Origin of the sequence: Pseudoduganella aquatica (genome assembly GCF_020865585.1) — a bacterium.
Lineage (GTDB): Bacteria > Pseudomonadota > Gammaproteobacteria > Burkholderiales > Burkholderiaceae_D > Rugamonas > Rugamonas aquatica_A.
In genome coordinates this window covers 338,367-362,272 of the sequence record NZ_CP086370.1, presented here as the reverse complement: position 1 = coordinate 362,272, position 23,906 = coordinate 338,367, and the positions used below count along the sequence as shown (strand labels likewise).

General features: G+C 65.2%; 16 protein-coding genes and 1 pseudogene. 9 read left to right on the top strand and 8 right to left on the bottom strand.

Annotated features, from left to right (window positions below; genetic code table 11):
- Positions 1-133 precede the first annotated feature (133 nt).
- The 4 genes and pseudogenes from glmS to KT882_RS01530 all read left to right on the top strand — a co-directional run bounded on the left by glmS (position 134) and on the right by KT882_RS01530 (position 7,715).
- Complete coding sequence (gene glmS / locus KT882_RS01545) at positions 134-1,963, top strand: glutamine--fructose-6-phosphate transaminase (isomerizing) (protein ID WP_161070275.1); 1,830 nt, start codon at positions 134-136, stop codon at positions 1,961-1,963.
- 2 nt (positions 1,964-1,965) lie between these two features.
- Positions 1,966-2,922, top strand: a complete 957-nt coding sequence (locus tag KT882_RS01540) for an alpha/beta hydrolase family esterase (RefSeq protein WP_161070276.1) — start codon at positions 1,966-1,968, stop codon at positions 2,920-2,922.
- Between the two features lie 208 nt (positions 2,923-3,130).
- Positions 3,131-6,100 (top strand): TonB-dependent receptor domain-containing protein, encoded by a 2,970-nt coding sequence (locus KT882_RS01535; RefSeq protein ID WP_161070277.1) that lies wholly within the window; start codon positions 3,131-3,133, stop codon positions 6,098-6,100.
- Between the two features lie 107 nt (positions 6,101-6,207).
- Positions 6,208-7,715: pseudogene (locus KT882_RS01530) on the top strand (FAD-dependent monooxygenase).
- Here KT882_RS01530 and KT882_RS01525 read toward each other — a convergent pair.
- The 4 genes from KT882_RS01525 to KT882_RS30730 form a co-directional block, all read right to left on the bottom strand.
- Positions 7,703-9,727 (bottom strand): M13 family metallopeptidase, encoded by a 2,025-nt coding sequence (locus tag KT882_RS01525; RefSeq protein WP_228894187.1) that lies wholly within the window; start codon positions 9,725-9,727, stop codon positions 7,703-7,705. The pseudogene KT882_RS01530 and the gene KT882_RS01525 sit on opposite strands and share 13 nt — an antisense overlap.
- A 158-nt stretch (positions 9,728-9,885) precedes the next feature.
- Complete coding sequence (locus tag KT882_RS01520; protein WP_228894186.1) at positions 9,886-12,600, bottom strand: exo-rhamnogalacturonan lyase family protein; 2,715 nt, start codon at positions 12,598-12,600, stop codon at positions 9,886-9,888.
- A complete protein-coding gene (locus tag KT882_RS01515) occupies positions 12,597-14,360 on the bottom strand; it encodes a glycoside hydrolase family 43 protein (protein WP_223149281.1) in 1,764 nt (587 codons plus the stop codon). The genes KT882_RS01520 and KT882_RS01515 overlap by 4 nt, the downstream gene beginning before the upstream one ends.
- Before the next feature lie 99 nt (positions 14,361-14,459).
- A complete protein-coding gene (locus KT882_RS30730) occupies positions 14,460-15,194 on the bottom strand; it encodes a beta/gamma crystallin-related protein (RefSeq protein WP_308807679.1) in 735 nt (244 codons plus the stop codon).
- 211 nt (positions 15,195-15,405) lie between these two features.
- Between KT882_RS30730 and KT882_RS01500 the strand changes: the two genes are divergently transcribed.
- The 4 genes from KT882_RS01500 to KT882_RS01485 all read left to right on the top strand — a co-directional run bounded on the left by KT882_RS01500 (position 15,406) and on the right by KT882_RS01485 (position 19,422).
- On the top strand, positions 15,406-18,384 hold the full coding sequence (locus tag KT882_RS01500; protein ID WP_228894185.1) for a sensor histidine kinase: 2,979 nt from the start codon (positions 15,406-15,408) through the stop codon (positions 18,382-18,384).
- 21 nt (positions 18,385-18,405) lie between these two features.
- Positions 18,406-18,672, top strand: coding sequence for a hypothetical protein (locus tag KT882_RS01495; protein WP_161070281.1), 267 nt, complete (start codon positions 18,406-18,408; stop codon positions 18,670-18,672).
- 115 nt (positions 18,673-18,787) lie between these two features.
- Positions 18,788-19,144, top strand: coding sequence for a type II toxin-antitoxin system RelE/ParE family toxin (locus KT882_RS01490; RefSeq protein WP_228894184.1), 357 nt, complete (start codon positions 18,788-18,790; stop codon positions 19,142-19,144).
- On the top strand, positions 19,141-19,422 hold the full coding sequence (locus tag KT882_RS01485) for a helix-turn-helix domain-containing protein (protein ID WP_161070283.1): 282 nt from the start codon (positions 19,141-19,143) through the stop codon (positions 19,420-19,422). The genes KT882_RS01490 and KT882_RS01485 overlap by 4 nt, the downstream gene beginning before the upstream one ends.
- Before the next feature lie 41 nt (positions 19,423-19,463).
- Here the strand turns inward: KT882_RS01485 and KT882_RS01480 are convergent, their stop codons facing one another.
- The 4 genes from KT882_RS01480 to KT882_RS01465 all read right to left on the bottom strand — a co-directional run bounded on the left by KT882_RS01480 (position 19,464) and on the right by KT882_RS01465 (position 23,308).
- Positions 19,464-20,744: an epoxide hydrolase family protein gene (locus tag KT882_RS01480; protein ID WP_187358564.1), complete on the bottom strand. Its 1,281-nt coding sequence runs from the start codon at positions 20,742-20,744 to the stop codon at positions 19,464-19,466.
- A gap of 12 nt (positions 20,745-20,756) precedes the next feature.
- Complete coding sequence (locus KT882_RS01475; protein ID WP_187358565.1) at positions 20,757-21,212, bottom strand: Ohr family peroxiredoxin; 456 nt, start codon at positions 21,210-21,212, stop codon at positions 20,757-20,759.
- A 65-nt stretch (positions 21,213-21,277) separates the two neighbouring features.
- The gene (locus KT882_RS01470) at positions 21,278-21,733 is read right to left on the bottom strand and encodes an Ohr family peroxiredoxin (RefSeq protein ID WP_161070284.1); all 456 of its coding nucleotides are present in this window, start codon (positions 21,731-21,733) and stop codon (positions 21,278-21,280) included.
- A 153-nt stretch (positions 21,734-21,886) separates the two neighbouring features.
- The gene (locus KT882_RS01465; protein ID WP_228894183.1) at positions 21,887-23,308 is read right to left on the bottom strand and encodes a glycoside hydrolase family 28 protein; all 1,422 of its coding nucleotides are present in this window, start codon (positions 23,306-23,308) and stop codon (positions 21,887-21,889) included.
- Positions 23,309-23,490: 182 nt separating this feature from the next.
- Between KT882_RS01465 and KT882_RS01460 the strand changes: the two genes are divergently transcribed.
- Positions 23,491-23,901: a VOC family protein gene (locus KT882_RS01460; RefSeq protein ID WP_161070285.1), complete on the top strand. Its 411-nt coding sequence runs from the start codon at positions 23,491-23,493 to the stop codon at positions 23,899-23,901.
- Positions 23,902-23,906 lie beyond the last annotated feature (5 nt).

The window sequence follows — 23,906 nt, the reverse complement described above, 5'->3', positions numbered from 1 at the left end:
TGGTTTGAAATTTAATTTCACAATCATACACGCATGAAATAATATTTCATGCACGATTGAATTTAGACAGCTTATTTCAACACCTCTGCTCTAGTATGGATTCATCAACCATTCATCCAGCAAAGAGGTTTTTATGTGCGGCATCGTCGGCGCGGTAGCGCAGCGTAATATCACCCCCATCCTGCTCGAAGGCCTGAAGCGCCTGGAATACCGCGGCTACGACTCCTGCGGCGTCGCGCTGCACGTCGATGGCGCCCTGCAGCGCTCGCGCAGCACCTCGCGCGTGGCCGACCTGGAAAAACAGGTGGATGAAACCGGTCTCAAAGGCTTCACCGGCATTGCCCACACCCGCTGGGCCACGCACGGCGCGCCCGCCTCGCACAATGCCCACCCGCACTTTTCGCCGAGTTCGGACAACGCGCGCATCGCCCTGGTCCACAACGGCATCATCGAAAACCACGACGAGCTGCGCGCCGAACTGACCGCGCTGGGCTACGTGTTCCAGAGCCAGACCGACACCGAAGTGATCGCCCACCTGGTCGACCACATGTACAACGGCGACCTGTTCGACACCGTGCAGCAAGCCGTCAAGCGCCTGCACGGCGCCTACGCCATCGCCGTGTTCGCGCGCGAAGAGCCGCACCGCGTGGTGGCCGCGCGCCAGGGCTCGCCGCTCATCGTCGGCGTGGGCCAGGGCGAAAACTTTGTCGCCTCCGACGCCATGGCGCTGGCCGGCACCAGCGACCAGATCATCTATCTGGAAGAAGGCGACGTGGTCGACCTGCAGCTGGGCAAAGTGTGGATCGTTGACGTGAACGGCAAGTCGGTAGAACGCGAAGTGAAAACCGTGCACGCGCACACCGGCGCGGCCGAGCTGGGACCGTACCGCCACTACATGCAGAAGGAAATCTTCGAGCAGCCGCGCGTCATCGGCGACACGCTGGAAGGCATCACCGGCGTCATGCCCGAGCTGTTCGGCGATGGCGCCTACAAAGTGTTCAAGGAAATCGACCGCGTGCTGATCCTTGCCTGCGGCACCAGTTACTATGCCGGCTCCACCGCCAAGTACTGGATCGAATCCATCGCCAAGGTGCCGGTCAACGTGGAAATCGCCAGCGAATACCGCTACCGCGACTCCGTGCCCGACCCGCGCACCCTGGTCGTCACCATCTCCCAGTCCGGCGAAACCGCCGACACCCTGGCCGCGCTCAAGCATGCACGCGCGCTGGGCATGGAACACACGCTCACCATCTGCAACGTGGCCACCAGCGCCATGGTGCGCGAATGCAAACTGGCCTACATCACCCGCGCCGGCGTGGAAGTGGGCGTGGCCTCGACCAAGGCCTTCACGACCCAGCTGGCCGCGCTGTTCCTGCTCGCGCTGACCCTGGCGCAAGTGAACGGCCGCCTGACTGACGAAGAGGAAGCCGCGCACCTGAAAGCCATGCGCCACCTGCCGTCGGCGATCACCTCGGTGCTGGCGCTGGAGCCCCAGATCATCGCCTGGGCCGACGAATTCGCGCGCAAGGAAAACGCACTGTTCCTGGGCCGTGGCCTGCACTACCCGATCGCGCTGGAAGGCGCGCTCAAGCTCAAGGAGATTTCCTACATCCACGCCGAGGCCTATCCTGCGGGCGAGCTGAAGCACGGTCCGCTGGCGCTGGTGACCGAGGAAATGCCGGTCGTCACCATCGCGCCCAACGACACGCTGATCGAGAAGCTGAAATCGAATATGCAGGAAGTGCGCGCACGCGGCGGCCAGCTGTTCGTGTTCGCCGACGTGGACTCGCGCATCACCTCCGGCGACGGCGTGCACGTCATCCGCATGCCCGAGCACTACGGCCAGCTGTCGCCCATCCTGCACGTGGTCTCGCTGCAGCTGCTGGCCTACCACTCCGCCCTGGCGCGCGGCACCGACGTGGACAAGCCGCGCAACCTGGCCAAGTCGGTGACCGTCGAATAAGAGTGCGGGACTTTTTCCAGGGCAGCGATACCAGCACAGGCGCCAAGGCGCGCATTGAAGCGGGCACGCTGCTCCGCCCCGAAGGGCTGCGCCACTTTTTGAAGGCAACGCCTGTCGGTGCCGCTGCGGGCAAGCGGCCGCTGGTTATTTTGCTGCACGGCGCCGGTTCCTCCGCCGCACAGCTGCTGGGCCTGCGCTTCCCGCCATCGCCCTTGTCGCTGTGGCTGGAGATCGCCGAGCGCGAGCATCTGGTGGTCATCGCCCTGGACGGCAGCAAGCGCCGTGGCGAACGCGCCTGGAACGACAGCTACGCCGGCGTGACCGCCAACCCCCAAACCGACGATACCGGCTTTATCAGCGCCGTGATCGACCGCGCCATCGCCGAGGATGAAGTTGATCCAGCGCGTATCTACCTCATGGGCGTCTCCAAAGGCGGCATGATGGCCTACCGCGCCGCAACCGAGATGGCACCGCGTCTGGCGGCCTTTTCGGTGGCGCTGGCCGCCATGCCTGTGGACAGCAATTGCGGCCCGCCCCGGACGCCGCTGCCGGTGCTGTTCATGGCGGGCACGGCCGATCCCTTCATCCCCTACACCGGGCGCAAGTTCCTTTACCAGTTCCCCATTTTTTCCTCGCTCGCCGCGCCGATGACCAGCGTGGAAGAATCCGTCGCCGTCTGGCGCGAGCTGGCCGGCTTGCACGGTGAACCCGCCGTCGCCGCCATCCCGCAGCGGCATCCGGGCGCGGCCACGCGCGTCACCCGCTACACTTGGGGAGGCGACCCCGCCGCGCTGCAAGTCTGCCTGCTGAAGATAGACGGCGGCGGCCACGCCGAGCCCAGCATGGTGAAGCGCTACCCCGGCCTGTTCTCCCGCTTCCCCGGCGCCCAGAACGGCGACATCGAGGCGGCCGAGGAGGCCTGGGCCTTCTTCAAGGACAAGCGCACCGTGCTTGAATAAGGGGTGGACCTTATACGCTTATCGCATTACCTTATGTGATAACGATATCTTCAAACTGGCATAAAAATGTGGTTTCGATGCCGAATTGGACACCCAGAGAATTTCCGCTTTCGCTTGATAAAGCATGAAAAAAAATCGAAAGACTATGAACAAAATATGACAATTAAGTGATAACGTTATCTCATACTTTGCACATATGGAGAACGTAGTGAAGAGCCAAATCCGACGTCGAGCCAACTTACACGCCAAACCCATCACCATCGCCGTTATCGCGGCTCTCTACGGCGCATCCGCGTTCGCGCAAAATGCTGCTCCCAAAGTCGACCGCATCGAAATCACCGGATCCAAGATCAAGGGCGTCGACATGGAATCCTCTGTGCCCATCCAGTCGATTTCGCGCGCGCAAATCGACGCCACCGGAGTCACCGGACTGGATGAAGTGCTGCAGACGATGGCCATCTCCGGCGATGCAAGGAATCGCACCTCGAATGCCGACCAGAACTCCTTTGCCAACCTGCGCGGCATCGGCTTTGGCCGCACCCTGGTGCTGGTCAACGGCCATCGATGGGTGGGCAGCTCCGACCTGAACGGCACGGTGGATTTGAGCTCCATCCCGCTGGCATCGGTGGAACGCATTGACGTGCTGAAAGATGGCGGCTCGGTGCTGTACGGCGGTGATGCGATGGTGGGCCTGATCAACATCATCCTGAAAGACCACTACGACGGTGTTGACGCCCGTGCCTATTACGGCACCAACCAGCACGGCGGCGGCGACCAGAGGAAGGTCGAACTGACCGCCGGCACCTCCGGCGAAAACTACTCCGGCCTGCTGTCGCTCCAGATCAACAAAGGCGACGGCATCCACAACAGCGACTACGCGCGTACCAGGGAGCGTTCCCCGTTCGGCTCCGGCTCCCAGAACTACACCGACAACACGCCGGCCGGCCGCTTCCAGCTGTGCAAGGGCGCGCTGCTGGCGTCGGGCGGCTGTGCCGCCAGCACGCTTGCCGACCCAAGCGGCAACAAGAACAATTTCATCACCTACACCACGCCCTACAATCCAGCCCTGGGCGCGGCGGGCAACCAGTACCGTACTTACAACCGTCCAAGCGATAGCTACAACAGCCAGGTCTTCAACAGCCTGATCACCCCGCTGACCCAGAAGTCGCTGGTCGGCGATATGACCTACCGTTTCAGCGATCACATGAAGCTCCGCGTGACCGCGCAAATCATGGAGACGGACTCGATTGCCGACACCCCGCCAGTCGACTTCAACCTCGGCCCGGGCGGCCTGGCCAACGGCGCCAATATCTTCATCGCCAAGAACAGCTACTACAACCCGTTTGGCGTGGCGATCGGACGCGTCCAGCGCGCGGCGACGGAGCTGGGGCCGGAGCAGCGCGTCGCCAACACCAAGACGCGGGCCATTTCGCCTGTCCTGTCCGGCGACTTCCAGTTCGCGGGCCGCAGCTTCGACTGGGAAGCCGGCATGGAGTACGGTTCCACCCATCAGCTCGCCCATCGCGATAACGAAATCAGCGTCAGCCGCCTGACCGCCGCCCTTGGCCCATCGTTCAAGGACGCCAGCGGCAATATCGTCTGCGGCACGCCTGGCAATACGATCGCCGGCTGCGTGCCGGTCAACCTGTTGGGCGCAGGCACCCTCACCCCGGAGATGATCAACTACATCCGTCTCAGCTCCGACGAAGCCAGCTGGTTCAACAACTTCTGGGACCACGACTACTTCGCCCAGGTCAGCTCTCCGGAACTGTTCAAGCTGCCGGCCGGATCGGTAGGCTTTGCGAGTGGTTTCGAACGCCATATCGTGTACGGCAACACCGGCAATGGCGTGGGCTATGCCAATGGCGATGTGCTGGCCGGCACGCGCGGCAACACTGGCGGCGGCTATGGTTCCAAGGATGTCTACGCTGAATTCTATGTGCCGATGCTGAAGAACCTGCCACTCATGAAGATGCTGGACCTGAGCCTGGCATTCCGCCACTCCAGCTACGACAGCGGCGCCAGCGTCAACAACAAGAAATTTGGCCTGAAATGGCGCGTGGCCGATGACCTGGCGCTGCGCGCCAGCTTCAGCACCGGCTACCGCCTGGACCTGTCGGGCATCATCCAGAACACCCAGACATCGGCCGTCACGGTGACCGACCCGTGCTCGTTCACCACCAACTCGAACGGCACCATTGCCAGCAACCGCTACGCGCAGCTGACGCCGGAGCAGCAGACGCAATGCCGTGCAGCCGGCGTGCCTTCCGGCGGCTACGACACCCGCACCACCCTGCCCGCACAGGCAACCCAGTTAAGCACCGGCAATCAAGAGCTCGGCCCGGAGCGCGACATCTTCCGCACCGCCGGCTTCGTGTACAGCCCGCATTACGTGCCCGGCCTGGACCTGACCGTCGATTATTGGGACGTGCTGTTCCACGACAGTATCCTGAAGCCGAACGCGAACCAGATGGTGCTCAACTGCCTGTCCGACCCCGGCAATCCCGGCCTGTGCCCGGATGGCTGGCTGGTGCGCGGCGCCAACGGCGCAGTGAACAACATTCGCATTAGCGCGATGAACGGCCCAGGCGGCGAACGCTTCTCGGGAGTGGACGTCAACCTGCGCTACCGTCCCAAGACCACCAGCTACGGCAAATTTGCCTTTGAACTCAACAACGCCTTCCTGACGAGAGTCATTGATACGCCTTCCGCGCCTATCGACAAGGTTGGCGTGTTTACGACTGCCACCACTTCCAGCGGATCGCACTACCGCTTGCGTTCGAATTTCAACCTGGACTGGAGCCTGGGCAAACTGAGCGCGCGCTGGGGCGCCCGCTATTTCTCGCATCAGACGGAAAATTGCATCCTGAGCGGCACGGCAGCGGTCGGCCTGTGCAACGACCTTGGCCCGCTGCAGTCCCAGAGCGATGCGAGCAATCCCGCCACCGCCAAATACCTGCCGTTCCTGGCCGGCGGCAGCGCCAACCGCATAGCCGGATACACGCTGCACGACCTCAGCGTGGCCTACCTGCCTTGGGCGAAGAGCCGCATCAAGGTCGGCGTCAACAACGTGTTCAACAAGGTGCCGCCATTGGCGATCAATTCCAACCGCAGCTATCCGCTCAACTTCGGCATGCCCGACCGCTATTTCTACGTTGAATTCAACCAGAAGTTCTGATCGGCGCAGGCACAGGCTGCACGCCGCCATTCGTGCGTCCTGTGTTCGTCCGTGTGGTTCTCATCCCGATGAACTGCTCCGGTCGAACGGCTTTGAAGGAGTAGTTCATGTCCAATCCCTTGATCCATGATGTTGTCATCGCCGGAGCCGGCCCGGTCGGGCTGTTTCTCGCCTGCGAGCTGCGCAGCGCCGGTGTTTCCGTGCTGGTCCTCGAAAAATCCGCACATCCGGATTCACCCCTGAAAGCACTCCCCTTCGGCATGCGCGGCCTTTCCGCGCCCAGCATCGAAGCCTTTTACCGTCGCGGCTTGCTCGCTGCATTGACGCCGCCGAAAGGCCCGGCCGCCCATTGGGAGATGCAGGCCCGGCGCCCCGGCGGCCACTTTGCCGGTATCCAGTTCTTTCACGACAAAATCGATACGGCCAAATGGCCTTATCGCATCGCCGGCCCAGTTCCCACCAGCCTGGCGACCACCATGCAGCAGGTCGAATCCATCCTCGCCGAACGCGCCCTGGCAATGGGTGTTGAGATCCGGTGCGGCCTGGGCGTGGAGAGTCTTGAGCAGTCGGACGACATGGTGACCATCCGCGCCGGTGGCGACTCCCTGCGCGCGCGCTGGCTGGTAGGCTGCGATGGCGGCCGCAGCACCGTGCGCAAGGCGGCCGGGTTCGAGTTCGCGGGCACGGATCCCGAGTTCACAGGCTACTCGATTCAAGTTGTGCTGGAAGATCCCGCCCAGCTCGCCGTGGGCCGCCACTACACGGCGGCCGGTATGTACACCTACCAGCAGCCCGGCACCATTGCGATGGTGGACTTTGACGGGGGCGCCTGCCATCGCTCCGAGGCCATCACGCTGGAGCATGTGCAGGAAGTGCTGCGGCGCATCTCCGGCACCGCTGTGACCGTGGCCAGCCTTGAACTGGCGACAACGTGGACGGACCGTGCTGCCAGGCAACCGCCTACCGCCAAGGCCGCGTGCTGCTCGCCGGGGATGCCGCGCACATCCACTCGCCGCTCGGCGGCCAGGGCTTGAACCTCGGGCTGGGCGACGCGATGAATCTCGGATGGAAACTGGCGGCGACGATACAGGGGCACGCGCCGGACGGACTGCTGGACAGCTACGCCACGGAACGCCATCCGGTGGGCGCGCAGGTGCTGGACTGGTCGCGCGCGCAGGTGGCGGTGATGCGGCCCAGCCGCAGTTCACGCGCGCTTGAAGCCATCATCCGCGATCTCGTCGATACGGCCGATGGCGCCACCTACTGTGCGGAGCGCGTGTGGAGCGTATCCATCGCCTACGACCTTGGCGGCAAGCCCCCGCTGGTCGGCCGCAGCGTGCCGGACTTCGAGCTGGCCGACGGCACGCGCTGCGGCCAGCACTTCAGCAGCGGCAAAGGGCTCCTGCTCGATTTCTCCCTCGGCAAGCCGCTGCAGGCGCTCTCCCAGCGCTGGGCTGGCCGCATTGCCTACGTGGCGGCCCAGGCCTGCGCGCAGCTGGGGCTGAGCGCCGTGCTGGTGCGTCCGGACGGCATCGTCGCCTGGGTGGATGAGGCCAGTCTGGACGAGGAAGGCGCGGCGGCGGCGGCAAGCCGCTGGTTCGGTCACCAGATATGAACGCGCTCCGCAGGGGCGAGATAGAAAGCGTCGCCGCGCTGGACATTGAAGGCGCGGTACCAGGCGTCCACATTGCGCAGTGTGCCGTTGACCCGGAACAGCGACGGCGCATGCGTATCGATCACCAATAGCTGGCGCATTGCCGCCTCGTTGACCTTGGCGCGCCGGCCCTGCGCAAAGGCCATGAAGAAGCGCTGTTCGCCGCTCAGGCCCGCGAGCACCTTGGCTTTGCCATGCCGCTTCTGGTACGACTGGTAGGCTGCGTAGGCTGCCTCGACCCCGCTCAAGTCGGCGATGTTTTCGCCCAGCGTAAGCTTGCCGTTGACCTGTGCGCCGGGCAGCGGCTGGTAGTGGTCGTACTGCGCGGCCAGCGCATCGGCGCGCCGCTGGAAGGACTGCGCCGACGCTTCCGTCCACCAGTTTTCGCGGGTGCCGTCCGCGCCGTACTGACGCCCCTGGTCGTCGAAGCCGTGGCCCATTTCATGGCCGATAAGCGCGCCTATGGTGCCGTAGTTGACGGCCGCGTCGGCGCGCGGGTCAAAGAACGGCGCTTGCAGCATCGCAGCCGGGAACACGATGGCGTTCGAGTGATAGTCGTAGTACGCGTTCATGGTCTGCGGCGTCACCAGCCATTCGGCCGGATCGACCGGCTTGTGCAAGCGCTCGGCGCCGCGCTTTCTTGCCGCTGCATCGGCGCGCACCAGGTTGCCCAGCAAATCATCTTTTTCGATGGCCCCCGCCGCGCGGCCGGGATAGCTGTCCGGCCCGCCGATCAGGGCCTTGAGCGCCGACAGCTTGGCCAGCGCCTTCTGCCTGGTTGCGCTGTCCATCCAGGAAGAGGCGCTGATGCGGTCCCGGTACGCGGCGCGCACATCTTCCACCAGTTCCCGCATCTGCCGGCTTGCCGCTTGCGGGTAGTGGCGTTCCACATAAATGCGTCCGACCTCCTCGCCAAAGATGCTGTTGACCAGCTGGACGCCGCGCTTCCACCGTTCCGGCCGGGACTGCAGGCCGGCCAGCGTCCGTCCGTAGAGTTCAAACCTGGCGTTGGCGAAGGACGCCGGCAGGCTTTCCGCATGGTCGCTGATGAAGCGGTACGCCAGGTAGTCCTTCCAGTCCTGCACCGGCGTGGCGGCCACGATGCGGCCAATCTCCTTCACGGCGCTCTCCTGCATCACCAGCACCTCCGCAGCGGGCGGCAAGGCGTAGCTTGCCAGCAGCCTGGTCCAGTCGAATTCCGCGTACTTGGCCTCCAGGCTGGCGCGGGTTTCGATATTGCTGGTCTTCGACTGCTCGCGCGAATCCGCCATCGTCCAGTGGACTTTTGCCAGCGCGGTTTCCAGCGCGATGATGGCGTCCGCCTTGGCCTCGGCGCCGTCCATGCCGGCCAGTTCCTGCACCTGGCGCACGTAGGCGCGGTAGGCGCTGCGCACGCGCGCGTACTCTCCGCCCTCTTTCAGGTAGTAGTCGCGTGGGAGGCCGAGTTCGCCTTGCGCGATGTTGAGGATATAGCGGCGCGGATCGGCAGGGTGTACATCCGGCTCTATCGCGAGCGGCGAGGCATAGCCGGCTTCGGCAAACAGGGCTTGCACTGCAGCGTGGCTGCTGGCGGACTGGATGCGTGCCAGGTAAGGCTGAAGCGCCGCTGGGCCGCGCGCCTCGATCGCGGCTTCGTTCATCCAGCTCAGGTAGAGCTTGCCGATCTGCTGGCCGGCAGTTCCATAGGCAGGCTGCCGGGCCATGTCTTCCACGATGCGGCGCACGTTGCTGCTTGCGTTTTCGTGCATCAGCACCGTCACCCCGGCCGCGTCCATGGTGGGGCCGATCTGCGTGCGCTGCGCCCAGCCGCCGTTGGCGTAGGACCAGAAGTCATTGCCGGGTTTGACTGCTGTGCTTCGGGCATCAAGGTCGAGGCCGAAGGTTCCGTATTCAGGCAGGCCGACAGCGGTGGCGGGTGCGGCTGCGGCGAGCGAAAGGGCAGCCAGGGCGAGCTGGGAAAGACGGGTTCTCATGCATGTCCTTGTAGGATTTGAAGGCGGAGCGTTGCCAGCATTATCAAAGCCTTACGGGACATGACACAATTACCCGTCCATCATATTTTGTTACTAATAGTAAAATCCCGCCCGGAGTAAGCTGATTATTTGCCGCCTGTTGACAGGCGGCTGTTTCGCTACTCGATGTAATCGCCCACCAGCGCCAGGTTCTGGATCGCCGCCAGGCCCCACTGCGCGGTGTCGTTGGTGCTGATCCACGCCACCTCGTCCACCGGATTGAGCACCGCCGGGCCGCTGATGCGCACGGTGCGCACCGGCTTGGCCGGCGGATGGCTGAACTCGCGCCAGGCGCGCTTGGCCAGCGCCGCGTCCTTGCTGCGCCAGGCCGCGTAGGCGGTCAGGCGCGAATGGCCCACCTGCAGCGCATTGGTGCCGTTGTGCGCCTTGCCCAGCACCTTGGCCTGCTCGGCTTTCGGCGCGTTGTACATGGCGCAGTACTGCACCCAGGCTTTTTCGAAGGCGGCGTCGCCGGTCAGCGAAATCAGCTCGGCAAAAATCTCCACCGCGCCGAACACCGCGTTCAGGTGCGACGCTTTCACGTCATCGCCGATCAGGTTGTGCAAGCGGCCGGTGTCCGGCTCGTAGCCGGCGCGCTCGGCGTTGAAGAAACCCTTGGGCATGGCGCCGATGTCGTGCATGCCGGCCAGCAGCTTGTCGCGGTAGCGCTGCTTGCCGCCGCGCTCCCACTCGGTCAGCCAGTTGCCCGCCAGCGAGCCCCAGTCCGTGCCGAAGGCGGCGCGCACCGGGAACTTGCCCGGCGGCGGTGCGTCCTTCAGCTTGCGCACCGGGTCCACGGCGGCCAGTTTGCTGTCCGCGTCCAGCAGCTCGCGCATGATGTCGCCCACGCGCTCGTCGGCGGTCAGGTAGTAGTAGAAGCGGCGGTACACGGCCGCGCTGATGCGCACCTGCTTGGCGCTGCAGCCCCAGTGCTGCACATTGTGGCGCGTGCCCAGCCCGGCGAACTGGCCCAGGTGGTACATGTCCACTTCGCTGGTGTGGCGCACCATGGCTTCGGACAGGCGGAAGATGTCGGCGCGGCCGGTGCGCAGGAAGGAATACCACAGCCACAGGTCGGGCGACAGTTCCGAGTTGTCCCAGGCGTAGCCGCCCACGTCGTAGCGCCAGCTGTGGCGGTCCTCGTCGTAGGTGTGCATCAGGTCGCCGTAGTTCCAGAAGCCGTACCAGTGGTGCTGTTCGATCTGGCTGCGGTAGTAGTCGAAGCGGCGGTCCAGCTCGTCCTCGATGCGGGCCTTGAGCGGATGCGAACGGTCCGGCAGCGACCACATGCCGCCGAACACATTGCAGGCCAGGTAGTGGGCCGGCGTGCTCACCAGCTGCGGCGGCAGCTGCACCGCTTCGGCCAGCTGCGCCATGCGCTCGCGCGACGGCGTGGCGGCCAGCGCGTACAGCGTGATCTCGCTGCTGCGTGCCACGCCCACCGGGCTGCCGTAGCCTTTTTCGTAGTCCTCGTAGGTGATCTCCAGGCCTTCGCGCTCCTGCTCGTGGGTCTCCATGCCCATGCCGTCGTGGTAGAAGCGCATGTCCATCGCGGGCGCGTCGGGCGACCACATCCACAGCGTCACTTCGGCCGCGTCGGTGTGGGCATTGCGAATGTCGAGCTGGGTCGGGTGGCGCTGCCAGAAGTCGCGCAGGCCGAAGGCCACGCCGCCGGAGATGCCGCCGATGTAGCCGGAGCCGGCCGCGCGGCGGCCCCAGCTGGCGTCGATCCAGCCGTGGCCCGGCTTGGTGCGCTTGCGGATCTGGAAGCCGTCGGCCGACAGCTGCGACAAGGTGAAGTCGCCCCAGGCCGGGATCAGGTTCAGGCGGCTGCTGACCTGCTTGTTCATCTGTTCCAGCGGCGGCACCGGCACGCCGGCCACCTGGGCCTTGCGGAAGGCTTCGCCGGGATCGCGCCGCAAGCCGGTCAGCGTGCGCACGCCCTCGCCCCAGACGCCCTTGTTCTCGCCGGCGAAACGCACGTGGCGGTTGTGCATCTCGTCCGTGAGCGGCACGGCGAAGCGCACGCCGATGCCGCGCAGGTAGTCCTTGTGCTCGTCGCCGTCGAAGACGAAGGTGTGCATGATGCGCACCGATTCGGCGCCGGCGTAGAAGTACAGGCGCACGGTGAAGGGCAGCCATTCGCGCTGGCCGCTGCGGTGCTTGCCTTCTATCCGCAGCACGGCGCGCACCGGGCCGTTCTGTTCCAAGGTGACGGACTTGACGGTGCTCTCGTAGCTGGTCTGGCGCACGGCGCCGGCCGAGGCGTCCGGCTGGTCGTCGGTGAGGGCCACCAGGCGGCCGCCGCGCGCAATGTCGCGGCCGTCGCGGCGGATGGCGGAAATCAGCTCGACGCCCTTGCGCGGGATGGTGGCGCGGATCACGCCGGTGTCCACTTCAACCGCGTTCGGGCCTTCCTGCACGCGCACGGCCATGGCGGCGGCAGCCGCCTTGCCGGGCTTGATGGCCAGCTCTTTAGACAGGCCCGCGCCTGCCGGCAGGGCGTGGCCGGTCCATTTCAGCGAGCCGTCCGGCCAGTAGGCCAGTGGCCAGGTCTGCACCGCCACCTCGCCGGCGGCGCCGGCCAGCACGAAGGACTGCTCTTTAGGAAACGCGCCCTTGGGCCAAGGCAGGCCCACCGTGGCGCCGTTGGACAGCGCAGGAACGCTGCCTTCCAGCCATTGCAGGGCGGCGCCTTTGGTGGGCTGGATGGCGGGCGCGGCAGGCCCGGAGGCTGGCGTGGCGGCAGGCGGTTGCGCCTTGGCGGTGGCGAGCGGCAGCGATGCGAGCATCGAGGCCTGGAGGAAGGAACGGCGGCTGAAAGGAGTGGTCATGGCTTGGCTTGGGAAAAACGGAAGTAGTCAAAGTCCGCGTAACCGACGCGGGTAGCGGTAAAGGACGGCGTGCCGGACGGCGCTTGCGCAAACAGGCCGACCTGCGTGCCTACCCAGCGGCCCGGCTGGGTGGTGAACGCGGGGCCGAGCGGGTGGAAAGTGGCGCCGTCGAGGCTGTAGCTGAACGTCACTTTGGCGTGCGTGGCGCGCAGCATGGACGGCCAGTAGAGGCGTTCCGCCGGCGGCAGCGCGGCCACTTCCACCGGCGCAAAGCTGAGCCGCACGTGCACCGGTCCCTTCACGGCCACCGGCGCGGTCACCACCGTTTCCGAGCTTTGCTGCAGCGCCCCCAGGTGCAGGCCGAGATTGGACTTGAGGCGCGCCGTCTGCACCAGGCGCAGGCCGTCCACCGTGTTTTCCAGGCCTATCCACGCATAATCGTAGCCCATCACCAGCAGGCCGGCGCGTTCGCCGATGGCGCCGGGGCGCAGCTCCACGCTGGAGGTCACGGAGAAGGCCATGCCGGGCAGTTTCTGGGTCAGCAGATTGCCCGCCTCCCACAGGTTGGCGGACGAAGACACCGCCTTCAGCCGCAACTGGCCACGGACGGAGCCGTCCACCCAGTCCTGGGCGGGATTGGCGGCCCACTGCCAGCCCAGGTGGTAGCCCGCGTCGAATTCGTCGCTGTTGGCGGGCACCGCGACGGGCTGCGCCGCCACCTTGGGCTTGGCGTGCCGGCTGACCGGCGCGCCGTAGCTTTGCTTGCCCTGCTGTGCGCCGATCACCGGCCAGCCGTCGGCGTTCCAGCGCATGGGCTGCAGGAACACGCGGCGGCCGTAGGAATCGGTGTCGGAAAAGTGCAGGAACCAGTCTTCGCCGGACGGCGTGTCCACCCAGGCGCCCTGGTGCGGGCCGTTGATGGCGGTGTCGCCCTGGTCCATCACATTGCGCGCTTCGTAGGGGCCGTCTATGCGCTTGGCGCGGAACACGCCCTGCCAGCCGCCCTTGACGGAGCCGGACGGCGCAAACACGTAGTAGTAGCCGCCGCGCTTGTACAGCTTGGGGCCTTCGGTGGTGAACCACGGCATCGGACCTTGCGAGGTCATGGCCTTGGGCAGCTTGTCGCCTTCGATGATGCGCACGCCGGCGTCCAGCGTCTGCGTGCCGTCCGTCTTCATTTTCTTCAGCGTGATCACGTTGGCGAAGCCGGCGCGCGAGGCGGCGTAGCCGTGCACCAGCCAGGCCTGGCCATCGTCGTCCCAGAACGGCGCGGGGTCGATGGCGCCCTTGGTGCTGTCCACCATCACCGGGGCCGTCCATGGTCCCTTGGGATCGGTCGCGCTCACCATGTAGATGCCGAAATCGGGGTCGGGGTAGTAGATGTAGAACTTGCCGCCGTGGTGGCGTATCGCCGGCGCCCATACGCCGCCGCCGTGCCGGGGCGCCGCGTGGTGGGCGGCGGGCACGTTCCTGTCCAGCGCGTAGCCTATCAGCGTCCAGTTGACCAGGTCTTTGGAATGCAGCACCGGCAGGCCGGGGATATTGGTGAAGCTGGAAGCGGTCAGGTAGAAATCATCGCCAACGCGGACCACGTCGGGATCGGAGTAATCGCCGTTGAGCACGGGATTGATGTAGCTGCCGTCGCCCTGGTCCGGCACCCACACGCCGGGCGGCATGGGGGCTGCCGCCGGTGCGGCATGCGATGGAACGGCGATGGCGCAGCCGGCGGCGAACAGCAGGAAGGCAAAGTTGGTTCTCAAAGAGGTCTCGCGTCCAGGGGTACATGATGGCAAAAATCATGATATGCGCAATCTTTCCCCCAGAACTCTCAACTTGATGACCAATTTGCCGCTGATCCCTTACATGCGGGGCACGCCGTCGCGGTTTACGGGGATGTATTCGCCGGGGGCGGCGGCGAGCTGGGTGCGGTGTTCCACGCCACGGTATTCATACGTCACGTCCCAGTACTGCGGCGTGGCGTTGGCCACGTTTTCGCAGCGGCGCACGTCCTGGCCGTAGGTGTTGTTGCTGCGTCCGGCGTTCGCGCCGACCGCGCCACCGGCCAGTGCGCCGCCCACGGTTGCAATGTCGCGCCCGGTGCCGCCGCCGATCTGGTGGCCCAGCACGCCGCCCAGGATGGCGCCGGCCAGCATGCCACCGGTATTGGGTCGGCTGTCCTGCACCTGCTGGCGTTCAACCCAGCAGCGCTGCTCGGGCGGTCCCACCACGGCGCGCACCGAGGTCACGCGCGCCTCGTAAGTGCGTTCGTTCGGGCGCTGGCGGTATTCGTAGCTGGCTTGCGGCAGCGGTGGCGGCGCTTCGTTTTGCGAGTAGCGGTTGCCGCGCACGGCGCGCACCGACGACACGCGGTCGTTCAGGCCCATGCCGGCCAGCGATTCGTAGCTGCCGCGCTTGAGGATGCGGCACTGGCCGCGGAAGCCGGCGTCTTCGCACACTTCCCAGCGGCCCTTCTCCACCACCACCGACGAGGCGCGGTCATTGAAGCCAACCCGGCGCAAGTCGTCCGAAGTGCTGGAGATGGACACTGCGCGGCCGCGCCAGCCCTCGTTCTGGTACAGCGTGATTTGAGCCATTGCTTGCCCGCCAAGCAGTAAGGTGCATGCCGCGAGCGTTGTTTTTAGTGGGAATTTCATGATGGTCTCCAGGTCGGCGGACTGAACAGTCCGATCTCATCAAAGTACGCGCTAACAAACAGTTGGTCTGTGCGGCAACGCTCTCTTGCCGTCAAAGGGGAATGCGTTATAGTGGTGAACGTAAAAAAACACCCCAGACAGTTCCCGTTTAATGACTTCCCGCCTCCTGCGCTGCCTGGCACTCGTGCCCATGGCTGCGCTGCACTTGTACTGCCACGCCGCAGCGACTTCGGCCCCCCTCCTCTCGGACTACACGCACAGCGCCTGGGGCGCCCTGCAAGGCGCACCGGTGGACGTGCTGAAGTTTGCCCAGGGCAAGGACGGCTGGCTTTGGATCGCCACCGCCACCGGCCTGTTCCGCTATGACGGCGCGCGCTTCGAGCGCACCGGCAGCGTGTACGGCCATCCTCTGCCTTCCAGCAATGTGCTCGGCCTGGCGGTCACCGGCGACGGCGCGGTGTGGGTGGGCTACCGCCTGGGCGGCGTGAGCGTATTCCGCAAAGGCGGCACGCGCACTTACACGGAGGCCGACGGGCTGCCGGCCGGCGCGGTGTTCCATATCGAGGCGGCGCCGGACGGCGCCATGTGGGTAGGCACGCGCGACGGCGCGGCGCGCCTGGCGCCGGGGGCGGACCGCTTCGAGCCCATGGGGGCCAATGTCAATCTGCCGACCCGGCGCGTGTACCAGATCCTGTTTGCCCGCGACGGCACGCAGTGGATGGGCACCATGTACGGCGCCTACTTCCGGCGGCCCGGCGAAAGCCGTTTCAGCCACGCCTGGCCGCGCACCATGCTCACCAGCATGGACGAAGGGCCGGACGGCAGCATCTGGGCGGTCGACACCGAGGCCAACTATTACAGGGTACGCACCAGCGAGCCCGCGCCGGGCGAGTCCATCAAGCCCGAGGCGAAGGGCATCAGCATGCGTTTCGGCCGCGACGGCGGCATGTGGCTGCTGCAGCCGGACGGCGTGGAGCGCAAGCTGCAGCCGTCCGGACCCAGCGTGCCTGCGCAGCGCCTGACGCAGCAGAACGGCATCAGCGGCCCCTTGCCGCAGTCGACCTTCCAGGACCGCGAGGGCAATCTGTGGATAGGCACGTCCACCGGGCTGGACCGGCTGCGTCCCAATCGCCTGAAGATCTTGCAGGTGGAGGGGCAGTTCGACCATCCCGGCTTGCTGCCGGGACCGGACGGCGATGTCTGGATCGGCGACTACGTCGGCGACGTGCGCAGCTTCACCGCAGAGGGGATGAAGAAAGTCGAGCTGAAAGCCATGCTATCGGCCAGCCACTGGGCGCCGGACGGCGTGCTCTGGCTGGGCAACGAAAAAGGCCTGCACCGCCGCGCGCCGGACGGCAGCATGACGCAGCTCGCGCCGCCCGACGGCGTGGCCGGGCTGGACCCGCAAGCCCTGCAGCAGGACCGCAGCGGCGCGCTGTGGGCGTCGTTCTCCGGCGGCGGCCTGTTCAAGCGCGTGGGCGGGCAGTGGATCAGGGAAGGCGGCTTGCGCGGCTTTCCCAAGGAGCTGACGACGGCCATGGCCATGGACGGCCAGGGTACGCTGTGGTTCGGCCATGCGCGCAACAGCATCAGCCTGGTGGCGGAGCGGCAGCAGGACGGCGCGGTGCGGCGCCTGGGCGCGGAGCAAGGCCTGGAGCTGGGCACGGTGCTGCAGCTGTACCGCGACGGCGAGCTGATGTGGGCCGGCGGCGAAGACGGCGTGGCCCTGTACCGTGCCGGCCGCTTCGCAGCGCTGCGCGGGGAGCGGGGCGAGACATTCCGGGGCGTCTCCGGCATCGTCCGCCTGCCCGGCGGCGACCTGTGGCTGCACGGCGCCGACGGCCTCTACCATGTGACCGCCGCCAGCGTCGCGGCCTGGCTGAATCAGCCGGAGCAGGCCGTGAGTTTCGAGCGCTTCGACGCGCTGGACGGCCTGCAAGGCCACGCCGCCCAGCTGCGCCCCGTTCCGTCGCTGATACGCGGGCCGGACGGCCTGCTGTGGCTGGCCACTTCCGGCGCCATCGCCACGCTGGACCCGGCGCACATCCGCCGCAATCCCTTGCCGCCGCCGGTGCAGGTGCACACGCTGGTGGCGGACGGCGTGCGCTACGCCACCGATGGCGCGGGCTCGGCTCCGGTGCGCCTGCCGCAGGGCAGCAAAAGCCTGCAGATCGCCTTCACGGCGCTGAGCCTGTCCATGCCGGAGCGCGTGCGCTTCCGCTACCGCCTGGCCGGCGTGGACGACGGCTGGCAGGAACCGGTGGGCCGGCGCGAGGCCTACTACACCAACCTGGCCCCCGGCAACTACCGCTTCGAGGTCACGGCCGCCAACGAGGACGGCGTCTGGAACAAGGACGGCGCCGCGCTGGAGATCCATATTCCGCCTGGCTTCCTGCAAACGCCGTGGTTCAAGCTGCTGCTGGCGCTGGGCGCCGGCCTGCTGCTGTATGGCGCCTACGTGCTGCGCATCCGCAACCTGACGCAGCGCATGAAGGAGCGCTTGCAGGAGCGGCTGGCGGAACGTTCGCGCATCGCCAGATCGCTGCACGACACGCTGCTCCAGAGCGTGCAGGGCCTGATCATGTCCTTCCACGCCCATGCCCACCTGCTGCCGCAGGGCACGCGTGAGCGCGAGCGCCTGGACCAGACGCTCAACCTGGCGGACCAGCTGCTGGTGGAGGGCCGCGACCAGATCATGGACCTGCGCGCATCGGCCTCGCCGGAAGAATTGGGCCTGGCCCTGGAGCAGTTCGGCAAAGGCCTGGCCGAACACCGCGCGCACCGTTTCGAGGCGCGCGTGAGCGAGAAATGCCGGCCCTTGCAGCTGCGCGTGCACGACGAGATTTATGCCATCGCGCGCGAGGCGCTGTTCAACGCCTCGCGTTATGCGGAGGCGGCGAACATTGTGCTGGAGCTGGACTATGCGCCGCAGGCCCTTACGCTGCGCGTACGCGACGACGGGCGCGGCCTGGATGAGGACGTGGCGAAAGCCGGCCACCGCCCCGGCCACTGGGGCCTGGTCGGCATGCGCGAACGCGCCGCCAGCATCGGCGCCGCGCTGCGCATCGACAGCAGCCCCGGCGGCGGGACCGTGATCGAAGTGACCGTGCCGGCGAAACTGGCATACTAGGGAAATTAACCGGAGGCAGCCATGAGCGCATCGACAGAATACATTCCCGTCAGCTGCGAGTTCCACGACAGGCTGGAGGATCTGGCCACCTTGCGCAAGCAGGCCAGCATCAGCTTTGTCGACGACGGCGGTGCGCAGCAGCAGCGCAGCGCCGTCATCAAGGACGTCTTCGCCCGCGAAGGCGCCGACTACCTGACGCTGAGTTCGGGCGAAACGGTCCGGCTGGACCGCCTGGTCGAAGTCGACGGCTACAAGCTGGCCGACTTCCCTCCGGACTGCGCAATTTAGTCCGCTAGCGCCCGCGCACATCAAGTCGCCTGAGCCGTTATTAAACGAAGTAGCAGTTTGGAATCGGTACAACTGAGTATTTGTAGGAATATACAAAATCTTGTATATTTGTGCCATGGCAGATTCGACAAAACTTGCGCCCAAGCCAGTAGAGTTTCGTGGCAGTTCTCTTGATGATTTGCGCGCATTCCCAACCGCCGCCAAACGTGAGGCCGGCCACCAGATTGACCTCGTGCAGAACGGAAAGGAGCCAGATGACTGGAAGCCCATGGCAACCACCGTCGGACCTGGCGCCAAGGAAATACGCATTCGAGATGAAGCTGGGGCATTCCGGGTGATTTATGTGGCAAAGTTCGACGACGCTATCTACGTGCTGCACTGCTTCCAGAAGAAAACTGAACAAACCAGTAAGCACGATATTGCTTTGGCCGAGAAACGCTACCGTGATTTGAAGAAGGAGTTGGGGAAATGACCACTAATCGTTTTGCAAGCGTCTGGGATGCAATTGAAGACACGCCGGAAGATGCTGAGAACATGAAGGTTCGTTCTCAATTGATGGTGCAGCTGAAAAGCTACATCACTAAATCCGGACTGAATCAAAGCGACGCTGCTAAGGTTTTTGGCATCACTCAGCCTCGGGTATCCGATCTGATGCGCGGCAAGATCAATCTGTTCGGGATAGATGCGTTGGTGAATATGGCTGCCAAAGCGGGTCTGCGCGTCGAATTCCAACTGCGGGACGCAGCGTAAAAAGCGCATCAGATTGAATCCGATACGCTTTTTATCACATCTTACTTCCGCAGCGAACGGAAGGCGGCGCGCACTTCCTCGGTGAACAGCGCCGGCTGTTCCCAGGCTGCGAAGTGGCCGCCCTTGTCCAGCTTGTTGTAGTAGACCAGGTTCGGGTAGGCGCGCTCGGCCCAGCTTTTCGGCGGCTGGTACAGCTCGTCCGGGAACACGCTCACCGCCGCCGGGATCTTCACGCCCTTGACGGCGAAGAAGGGATGCTTGTTTTCCCAGTAGTAGCGGGACGCGGACACGGCCGTGTTGGTCAGCCAGTACAGCGTGATGTTGTCCAGCACGTCGTCGCGGCTCAGGCCTTCGGTCTGGCCGTTGAACACGCGGGCGATCAGCTTCTGGCTCGGCACGTCGTGGTCCAGCAGGAAGGCCGCCAGGCCCACCGGCGAGTCCGTCAGGCCGGTCAGGGTCTGCGGGCGGGACGCCATCAGGCGGGCGTAGCCCACGTGGTCGTACACAAAGCTCAGCTGCTCGGTGGCGGCTTTTTCTTCCGCCGTCAGGGGCTGGCCGGCCGGCAGCGGGTTGCCCGCCCACAGCGCCTTGTCGATATCGACCGGCACCGCGCCGGCCATATTGGTGTGGATGCCGATCAGTCCCGCCGGTGCTTGCACCGCCATCAGGTCGGTCACGATGGCGCCCCAGTCGCCGCCCTGCGCCGCGTATTTCTTGTAGTCCAGGCGCTTCATCAGTTCAGCCCAGGCTTTCGCGGTGCGGTCCGGACCCCAGCCCGTTTCGGTCGGCTTGCCCGAGTAGCCGTGCCCCGGAAGCGAAGGAATGACCACGTCGAACGCGTCTTCCGCCTTGCCGCCGTGCGCGGTTGGATTGACCAGCGGATCGATGATCTTCAGCTGTTCCACCACCGAACCGGGCCAGCCGTGCGTGATAATCAGCGGCAGCGCGTTCTTGTGCTTGGAGCGCACGTGGATGAAGTGGATGTCCACGCCGTCTATCCTGGTCACGTACTGCGGCAGCGCGTTCAGCCGGGCTTCGACCTTGCGCCAGTCGTAGCTGTTGGCCCAGTAGGTGGCCAGCGACTGGACGGTGGCCAGCTGCACGCCTTGCGTGTTGTCCGGCACGGTTTCGCGGTCCGGCCAGCGGGTGGCTTTGATGCGCTCGCGCAGGTCGGCCAGCTGGGCTTCCGGCACGTCGATATGGAAGGGGCGGATTTCGCTGCCGCCGGTGGCGGCGCGGGCGAAGCCGGGCGTGATGGAGAAGGCTGCTGCGACGGCGAGGCTGGCGGCGGCGGCCTGGATAAAGTTGCGGCGGTTGCTCATGAGGTTCTCCACTTAAGCGGTAATGGCGGTCAGCACGACGTCGATATTGCCCTTGGTGGCTTTCGAGTAAGGGCACATTGCGTCTGCGCCGTGGGCGATCTGGTCGGCCAGGTCCTGGGCGATGCCGGGTGCGAACAGGGTGATGCGGGCCTGGATGAAGTACTCATTGCCGCCCAGGCCCAGGTCCACTTCGATTTCCACTGCGGTGTCGGCCGGCAGGGCCACTTTCAGCTGCTTGGCGACGATGCCGACAGCGCCGCTGTAGCAAGCGGACCAGGCGCCGGCGAACAGCTGCTCGGCGGTCGGATGGGCTTCGATGGCTGCGAAGCGGTGTTCGCGGACGCCCGGGCTGCCGGGGGCGGTCAGGTGGATGTCCAGCTGGCCTTCGTGGTTGCCGGAGAAGATGGCGGCGTCGGTGCCGGTGGTGCGGGTTTTGCCGGTCATCAGGACTTTAGTGATGTTGCTCATGATATTTCCTTTTAAGATTGTTTGGCGTATACGTTTTTATCGTATGCGATATTTAAGATAAAGTATTAAGCGGTAATAACGTTCACAGCCACGTCGATATTGCCTTTGGTGGCCTTGGAGTAAGGGCACATGGCGTCGGCGCCGTGGGCGATTTTGGTCGCCAGCTCGGCGTCCACGCCGGGTACGATGAGGTTGATGCGCGCCTGGATGAAGTAGGCGTTGCCGCCCAGGCCCAGGTCCACTTCGATTTCCACTGCGGTGTTGGCTGGCAGCGCCACTTTCAGCTGCTTGGCGACGATGCCGACGGCGGCGCTGTAGCAGGCGGACCAGGCGCCGGCGAACAGCTGCTCGGCGGTCGGGTGGGCTTCGATGGCGGCGAAATGGTGTTCGCGGCCGGCCGGGTTGCCCGGGGTGGTCAGATGGATGTCCAGCTGGCCTTCGTGGTTGCCGGAGAAGATGGCGGAGTCGGTGCCGGTGGTGCGGGTTTTGCCGGTGGCCAGGACTTTGGTGATGTTGCTCATGATGGTTCCTCTATAAAATGGGTGGAGAGTTTCTTCTCGCACTCGCTTATGTCGTATGCGATGTATGTATCTTGGGTCATGGAGGCCCAAGAGTCAAGAACTATTTTCGTATGCGATTAAAGCGATTCCGATTTAATTTCGGAACGCCGGCTGTCAGGCAGCCTGCACGAAGCCCTGCACGTTCTCGGTTTTCACCGGGGCTTCCAGCACCTTGGCCACGGTGATGGCGCGCAGCGACACGTTTTTCACCGGCATCTCCGCCTCGCCCTGGATGCGGCAGACGAAGGCCGCCTCGCCCACCGTCACATTGCTCACGTGCAGGCCTTCGATGGGCGTCAGGCGCCGCTCATAGGTGGGCACCAGGTCGCGCCACTGGTAGAGCACGTCCGTTTCCACGCTCAGCACGCCGCCGGCGATCTTGGTCGCGCTGACATTGGACACGTGGATATTCTTCACATAGCCGCCGCGCCGCTCGTTGGTTTTCACGAACAGGATGTTGTTGATGGTGCTGCGTGCGCCGGAGCCGGCGTTGTCGAAGTGGCAGTTGTCCACGAACACGTTCTCCACGCCGCCGGACAGTTCGCTGCCGATGGCCATCAGCTGGTGGCCGTTCTTGATGCGGCAGTTGCGCATGATGATGTTGCGCGACGGGACGTTGATGCGCCAGGCGTCCTGGTCGCGGCCGGATTTCACCGAGATGGCGTCGTCGCCCTGGTCGAACACGCAGTCCTCCACCAGTACGTTCTGGCTCATTTCCGGGTCCACGCCGTCGTTGTTGTGGCCGTGCGCGCGCACGTTCACGCGGCGTATCACCACGTCGCGGCTCAGGTAGGGGTGCAGCACCCAGAACGGGCTGTCGATAATGTTCACGTCCTCCACCAGCACATTGCGGCAGCGGTTGAACTGCACGAAATGCGGGCGGAGGTGGGCCTCGCCGGTGGCCATCTGGCGCTCCGCCACCGGCACCTTCCTGGCCGCCATGTGGTACAGCGCCACCAGCGCGTCCATATGCGGCTTGGGCCGCGCGTACCAGACCTTCCACACGTCCAGTTTCGCCTTCAGCGTGCCCTGGCCCGTAATCGCTACGTTGTCGCATTCGAAGGCGTAGACCAGCGGCGAGTAGTTGTAGCACTCCAGGCCTTCCCAGCTCGTCATGACGGCGGGCATATAGTCTTCCGGGCGCTCGGAAAACAGCAGCGTGGCGCCCTTGGCCACGTGCAGGTTCACATTGCTCTTGAGATGGATTTTCGCCGTCGGCCATACGCCTTCCGGCACCACCACCACGCCGCCCCCGGCCGCGTTGGCCGCCGCAATGGCCTGGGCGATGGCGCTGCTGGTTTTCCGCTGGTCGCCCTGGTCGGCGCCGAAATCGGTGATGGGGAAGCGCTGGCTGGCCGAAAAATCGGGTACGCTGATGTCCGGCATGGGGAAGGGCGCGGCGGCGCGCACGCGCTCCTGGGGCAGCTGGCGCTGCTGTGCCGCGCGCGGCAGCGGGGCGCAGCCGGTGGCGGCCAGGGCCAGTCCGGCCAGCAGGAGGTGGCGGCGTGCATTCGGATGATGTGGATGGCGGGGCAAGGCGGTCTCCAGAGAGTTTTTTCCATGGTAAACCGCCTTGCCGCCGCGCAGCACCCGCGCCGCCCAATCACTCACGCAGTTGATCCGCCGCCGAAAAAAATATTTTGCAGGAAGTGTCGAAGCGCGGCGGCGCCAGCCGTCGTAGTACAGCAAGCCACCCAACCTTCTTATCCGGAGACATTATGAACAAGCAAATTTTCGTCAACCTGCCCGTCAAAGACCTGCCGCGCTCGAAAGACTTTTTCGCCGCCCTGGGCTACAGCTTCAACCCGCAGTTCACCAATGAGCTGGCGGCTTGCATGGTGATTTCGGAAAACATTTTCACCATGCTGCTGACCGAGGACTTCTTCAAGGGCTTCCTGAACCGTCCCATGTCGTCAGCGCACGAATCGGCGCAGGTGATCAACTGCCTGTCCTGCGAGAGCCGCGAGGAAGTGGACGCCACCGTGGCCAAGGCGCTGGCCGCAGGCGGCGCCCCGCTGCGCGAGCCGCAGGACATGGGCTTCATGTACAGCCACGGCTTCTCCGACCTCGACGGCCACCTGTGGGAGCTGGTGTATATGGACCCGGACGCCACCCCGCCGCAGGCCTGAGCGCA

Coding starts and splice junctions, on each gene's coding strand:
- KT882_RS01520 (WP_228894186.1), bottom strand. CDS start 12,600: ATGACCACTCCTTTCAGCCGCCGTTCCTTCCTCCAGGCCTCGATGCTC.
- KT882_RS01480 (WP_187358564.1), bottom strand. CDS start 20,744: ATGAGCAACCGCCGCAACTTTATCCAGGCCGCCGCCGCCAGCCTCGCC.
- KT882_RS30730 (WP_308807679.1), bottom strand. CDS start 15,194: ATGGCTCAAATCACGCTGTACCAGAACGAGGGCTGGCGCGGCCGCGCA.
- KT882_RS01485 (WP_161070283.1), top strand. CDS start 19,141: ATGACCACTAATCGTTTTGCAAGCGTCTGGGATGCAATTGAAGACACG.
- KT882_RS01495 (WP_161070281.1), top strand. CDS start 18,406: ATGAGCGCATCGACAGAATACATTCCCGTCAGCTGCGAGTTCCACGAC.
- KT882_RS01475 (WP_187358565.1), bottom strand. CDS start 21,212: ATGAGCAACATCACTAAAGTCCTGATGACCGGCAAAACCCGCACCACC.
- KT882_RS01470 (WP_161070284.1), bottom strand. CDS start 21,733: ATGAGCAACATCACCAAAGTCCTGGCCACCGGCAAAACCCGCACCACC.
- glmS (WP_161070275.1), top strand. CDS start 134: ATGTGCGGCATCGTCGGCGCGGTAGCGCAGCGTAATATCACCCCCATC.
- KT882_RS01525 (WP_228894187.1), bottom strand. CDS start 9,727: ATGAGAACCCGTCTTTCCCAGCTCGCCCTGGCTGCCCTTTCGCTCGCC.
- KT882_RS01490 (WP_228894184.1), top strand. CDS start 18,788: ATGGCAGATTCGACAAAACTTGCGCCCAAGCCAGTAGAGTTTCGTGGC.
- KT882_RS01500 (WP_228894185.1), top strand. CDS start 15,406: ATGACTTCCCGCCTCCTGCGCTGCCTGGCACTCGTGCCCATGGCTGCG.
- KT882_RS01460 (WP_161070285.1), top strand. CDS start 23,491: ATGAACAAGCAAATTTTCGTCAACCTGCCCGTCAAAGACCTGCCGCGC.